We start from the raw sequence: 5,453 nt of genomic DNA on the forward strand, positions 1-5,453 counted from the left end.
CGGTCGAGGCCAAACGCCATCCAGAAACCGGCCAGGACGATCACCCCCATCTGCAACCACGGCCCACGCGATACGGTCAGCGCGAGGCCAGCGGAAAATATCGCCGATAACACCAGCCACACGACGACAGGCAGCCGCCGCGATTGAACGAAATACAGCGCTGCGGCCATTGCGAAAGCAATGTAAGTCGCGAGATGGTTCGCCTGCGCCATGTTGCCGAACGGCCGACGCTCGGTCGTGACGTTGTAGGCCACTACAAACGGCGAGAACTTCGTTTCCATATGGAAAAGCTGAACGACCTGGCAAAACACCGCAAACAACCCGCCGACAATCAACGCTGCCGCGCCCCAACGCATCGCTTTTTCAGCCAGACCGGCGCGTACGAAGCCATACCCGGTATTCACCGCAACAAACGACGCGAGGAGATAACCCCCGCCAAGCCAGTTCATCGACGGTTGCGTGACCGGCAGCACCACCGTCTGCCCAACCAGCAGCAAGCCGAAACAAAGCGGCATCAACGCGATCATCGGAAACGCGAACGACACGCGCGGCTGCGCCAGGAACACGAGCAGCGCGACCATGGCACCGAGCGCGAGGTACAGGCCAAACGCACTGAATTCCGCGTAGAAGGTCGGAATCGGATAGGTGTGGTTGACGACCGCGTACGGAATTGTCAGCGCGAGGCAGAGAACAGCAAATGAAAGGTGGCGCGCTATATTTGAAGGCATGAGGGGTCGGGAACGTCGGCAACCGGCGCACTATACAAAAAATTACTGAACCTGTGCGGCACCTGGCATGAAATGCGCCGAAATCTCCAAGAATAGTGGCGATTTCGGCGACACATGCCCGACAAGAACGACTTTCTTGCGGGCTTGCCCACTGAGCCAACTTTCTTTCTTTCAATCCGCTTGTTTCAATCCTCTTCCACCGATCACGTCCTGCATTCTGGCGGCGCAAGGTTTGAAGGCAACGTCGGCGCTTCGGACGGCGATGGTCCCGCACCCGGAGCGGGTAGCGACGAAGCCGTCTTGCTCGCGGCAAAGCACTCCCAGGTGATCGATCCCGCCTGCACCGAACCCTTCGTGAGGACGGTTCGCGCGGTGGGCGTCTCGGCGTTGTCGGGCGCAGACGGCACGAGCACCAGCACGTTCGATCCAGCCGGCGCAACCCGGGTCGAATACGCAATGGTGATTTGCCCGTTGTCGTCGTCTACGTGAATCGATTCGACGTTGCGCGTCCCTGGAGGCGACGCATAGCCGCCACCCAGATCTGATCCGCTCGCGGCGTTTTCCGCCACGGTGAGTCGCGCCGACGACGCCAGCGACAAGCCCTCACCCACGCGACTCCTCGCCAGATAATCCTGATACGCGGGAATCGCGTATGCAGCGACCACGCCAACAATTGCCAGCACGATCATCAATTCGATCAATGTAAAGCCCGACGTAAAGGCTGCTGTAATGGCCGTTTTGCGCCATCGACTCCGGCATGCGTTCCATCTCTCGGACCACCTCGGACTATTGAACCCGCCAACCTGTGTTGCCATCGCTGAACTCCCATAAAGACGAAGCGCCTGGTCGCATGATGCGATCCAGACGCTTTGATCTTATGGGGCGCCAAGCGCCGGCCACAGTCAGCCGGAAGGCTAACGCGTCATGGCGGGGCGTTCGGTTCGAGAAGCCTGCGCGCGCTTACGGACAAGCCAGCCGATTGCCAGCACGAATACCGCGCCCGCTACTTGCGCGGCATATTCGGTGCTTTGCAGGTTCGTCCATGGCCAGCGGTCCATAAACGGATCGTCGATGAGCAATCCGCCCGCAATCCAGCCCAACAATCCCGCGCCGAGCGCGACCACGATCGGGAAACGGTCTAGCAGCTTCAACACCAGCGTGCTGCCCCACACGATCAGCGGAATGCTCACAAGCAAGCCGAAAATCACCAGCGCCAACCGATGCTGCGGGTCGGCGGCTTCCGCCGCACCGGCCACCGCGATGACGTTGTCGAGGCTCATGACGGCATCTGCCACGATGATCGTCTTGACCGCGGTCCAAAGCCGGTCCGATGGCTTGATATTCGGGTCGCCATGATCTGGCGTCATCAGCTTCACGCCGATCCACAGCAACATCAAGCCGCCGACAAACTTGAGGAATGGGATGTCGAGCAGCACGACGGCAAAGGCGATGAGCGCGACGCGCAGGACGATCGCGCCCATCGTGCCGAGCAGTACGCCACGCGTACGCTGCGCCGGAGGCAGATTGCGGCAGGCAAGCGCGATGACCACGGCGTTGTCGCCGCCAAGAAGGATATCGACGACGATGATTTGTAAAACGGCGCCCCAGTGGAGCGTGGCAAAGAATTCGAGCATGAGAGAACCAGTACCGACCAAGCAAACATGAAACAACGCGCGCAAATAAAAAAGCGGGGAAGCCTGAGCTCCCCCGCTTTCAATATCGCATAGAAACGAAAGGATTGTGTAATCTTAACAAATCCCTGCGCGTTCCGTCGATCAGCCGATCCTTAAAGCATTGCCTTCAGAAGACGCGCCATTTCCGACGGGTTCTTCGTGACGGTGATACCGCAAGCTTCCATGATTTCCAGCTTGGCATCGGCTGTGTCCGCGCCGCCCGAAATCAGCGCGCCCGCGTGACCCATGCGCTTGCCGGCCGGAGCCGTTACGCCCGCGATAAAGCCAACCACCGGCTTCTTCATGTTGTCCTTGATCCAGTAAGCCGCGTTCGCTTCGTCCGGGCCACCGATCTCGCCAATCATGATCACGGCGTCCGTGTCAGGATCGTCGTTGAACATCTTCATCACATCGATGTGCTTCAGGCCGTTGATCGGATCGCCGCCGATACCCACTGCCGACGACTGGCCGAGACCGATCGCCGTCAACTGGCCGACTGCTTCGTACGTGAGCGTGCCCGAACGCGACACCACGCCAATACGGCCTTTGCGGTGAATGTGACCCGGCATGATGCCGATCTTCAGTTCGTCAGGCGTGATCGTGCCCGGGCAATTCGGTCCGAGCAGCAGCGTCTTGCGATTTTCGCGACGCATGCGGTCCTTGATCTCGAGCATGTCGCGAACAGGAATGCCTTCGGTAATGCAGATCGCGAGATCCAGATCGGCTTCGACCGCTTCCCAGATCGCAGCAGCAGCGCCTGCCGGCGGCACGTAGATCACAGAAACCGTTGCGCCCGTTTCGGCCTTGGCTTCCGCGACGCTCGCGTAAATAGGAATGCCTTCGAAATCTTCGCCCGCGCGCTTCGGGTTCACGCCCGCGACGTACGCTTCACGGCCGTTCGCATACTCGCGGCAAGCGCGCGTGTGGAACTGGCCGGTCTTGCCAGTAATGCCCTGGGTAATGACCTTGGTGTCTTTGTTAATCAGAATCGACATGTGTGACCTCTGTTCGTCGACGCCGCTCGTGCCTTCCGTGCTCATGGTTTTCAGTGAGCACGAGAGGCAAAACGCGACGCCTTTCGTATCTGGTGGAACGCTCGTAATCGCTTTTCGCTTCGGGCCGATGAGGCCAAAAAACCAAAGCGTTGATTACTTGCCCTCGGCGGCTGCGACGACCTTCTGCGCAGCTTCTTCCATGCTGTCGGCCGCGATGATCGGCAAGCCCGACTCCGCCAGCATCTTCTTGCCGAGATCTTCGTTCGTGCCCTTCATGCGCACGACCAGAGGCACCTTCAGCGATACCGCCTTCGACGCTTCGATCACGCCTTCCGCGATCACATCGCAGCGCATGATGCCGCCGAAGATGTTCACGAGGATTGCCTTGAGGTTCGGATTCTTCAACATGATCTTGAAGGCTTCGGTAACCTTTTCGGTCGTGGCGCCGCCGCCGACGTCGAGGAAGTTGGCCGGCTCGCCGCCGAACAGCTTGATCGTGTCCATCGTGGCCATGGCCAGGCCGGCACCGTTCACCAGGCAGCCGATATTGCCGTCAAGCGAGATGTAGGCCAGATCGAACTTCGATGCTTCCACTTCAGCCGGATCTTCTTCATCGATATCGCGATACGCCACGATGTCCGGATGGCGGAACAACGCGTTCGCGTCGAAGTTGAACTTCGCGTCGAGCGCGATTACCTTGCCGTCGCCCGTGACGATCAGCGGGTTGATTTCGGCCAGCGATGCGTCCGTTTCCCAGAATGCCTTGTACAGGCCTTGCAGGATCGCGCGCGCTTGCGGGATCGAGCCTTCCGGGATGCCAATCTTGCGCGAGAGGTCGTCGGCGTCTTTATCGAGCAGACCCGTCGACGGCTCGACGGCGAACTTGTGCAGCAGTTCCGGCGTCTTTTCCGCGACTTCTTCAATGTCCATACCACCTTCGCTCGACGCCATCACCACAACTTTCTGCGTGATGCGATCGAGCACGAGGCCGATGTACAGTTCCTTCTTGATGTCCGCGCCTTCTTCGATAAGCAGGCGGTTCACCTTCTGACCTTCAGGGCCGGTCTGGTGCGTGACGAGTTGCATGCCGAGGATCTGGTTCGAGTATTCGCGAACCTGTTCCAGCGTCTTTGCAACCTTCACGCCGCCGCCCTTACCACGGCCGCCAGCGTGAATCTGGGCCTTGACGACCCAAACCGGGCCGCCCAGCTCTTCAGCGGCCTTGACCGCGTCATCCACCGAGAAAACGGGCTTGCCGCGCGGAACCGCGACGCCGAACTTCCGCAGGATTTCCTTTCCCTGGTACTCGTGAATCTTCATGCCTGATTCCTTCAGTCTGAGAGTTGGATTGAACTTCGATTTCGTTTGACGTTTTTTCTGGCGCCGATGTTGAGCGGCTTCAGAGTCACATCGATTGTGATGACTGCGGTCTTGTTGCTGTGTCTTGGTTGGCTAAAGCCCCATTCTTGCGGTTGCTGGCGGCAGTGCGTAGCTGTCCTTGCTCGCTCATTTGGCCTGATCGGCCGGCTCCGGCTTTCTGGTGTCAGTTCCTTCAGCCACCGCTCTTGGCGGGTGACCAAACCAGCGCGGATAAAACTCGCGAACGGCGTCGCCGTCAAAACGCAATGCGTTGCAACGTCCAAGCTGGAACGGAGGTTTGTCGATTGCATTGTCAGCAGTTTTGCCAAGCGCACCGCCCGTGTCGGTATTCCACACTTCGCCGGCAAAAGCCTGGATGGCGGCCGTCGGCAATACTGCGCACAGTTCGGTGAGGTGCGTGCAACCGATCGTGCCGGCCAGAACGCGGCCCGACTCGCGACGGAAATTCTGAAGGAGATTGAGGCCGATGAGCGCTCGATATTCAGGGTTCGATGCCGCGCACAGTTCGCCATACGGCGCCCATTCGGAGGCCGCTTCGGCCCCGACGATAGTGAGCGCGCGATCGATCGTGATGCGCAGCCAGAGTTCATGGATGGGCAGGCCTTGGGGCCGGATGCCGGCCGCGAGTTTTACGTCGCGCGGCTTTTCATCGGTTAGACAGGCTTCGATGTCCCACA

6 protein-coding genes are annotated in these 5,453 nt (G+C 59.6%); all 6 read right to left on the bottom strand.

All coding sequences use genetic code 11. The features are described from left to right. Positions 1 to 728: pilin glycosylation ligase domain-containing protein (locus WCA53_RS14400; protein WP_423911348.1), on the bottom strand; the 728-nt coding region annotated here is incomplete at its 3' end. A 203-nt stretch (positions 729 to 931) separates the two neighbouring features. Continuing rightward, positions 932 to 1,543, bottom strand: coding sequence for a pilin (locus tag WCA53_RS14405; protein WP_423911350.1), 612 nt, complete (start codon positions 1,541 to 1,543; stop codon positions 932 to 934). 99 nt (positions 1,544 to 1,642) lie between these two features. Further along, entirely contained in the window at positions 1,643 to 2,362 is a 720-nt protein-coding gene (locus WCA53_RS14410; RefSeq protein WP_423911352.1) for a TerC family protein, read from the bottom strand. Positions 2,363 to 2,514: 152 nt separating this feature from the next. Continuing rightward, a complete protein-coding gene (gene sucD / locus WCA53_RS14415; protein WP_031359567.1) occupies positions 2,515 to 3,396 on the bottom strand; it encodes a succinate--CoA ligase subunit alpha in 882 nt (293 codons plus the stop codon). 153 nt (positions 3,397 to 3,549) lie between these two features. Further along, complete coding sequence (sucC, locus tag WCA53_RS14420) at positions 3,550 to 4,716, bottom strand: ADP-forming succinate--CoA ligase subunit beta (protein WP_423911356.1); 1,167 nt, start codon at positions 4,714 to 4,716, stop codon at positions 3,550 to 3,552. A gap of 186 nt (positions 4,717 to 4,902) precedes the next feature. After that, positions 4,903 to 5,453: DUF2889 domain-containing protein (locus WCA53_RS14425; RefSeq protein ID WP_423911359.1), on the bottom strand; the 551-nt coding region annotated here is incomplete at its 5' end.

The organism is Caballeronia sp. (assembly GCF_049581465.1).
Lineage (GTDB): Bacteria > Pseudomonadota > Gammaproteobacteria > Burkholderiales > Burkholderiaceae > Caballeronia.

Excerpts from the sequence above, each read along its gene's own strand:
- WCA53_RS14410 (WP_423911352.1), bottom strand. The coding sequence starts at position 2,362 with ATGCTCGAATTCTTTGCCACGCTCCACTGGGGCGCCGTTTTACAAATC.
- sucC (WP_423911356.1), bottom strand. The coding sequence starts at position 4,716 with ATGAAGATTCACGAGTACCAGGGAAAGGAAATCCTGCGGAAGTTCGGC.
- WCA53_RS14405 (WP_423911350.1), bottom strand. The coding sequence starts at position 1,543 with ATGGCAACACAGGTTGGCGGGTTCAATAGTCCGAGGTGGTCCGAGAGA.
- sucD (WP_031359567.1), bottom strand. The coding sequence starts at position 3,396 with ATGTCGATTCTGATTAACAAAGACACCAAGGTCATTACCCAGGGCATT.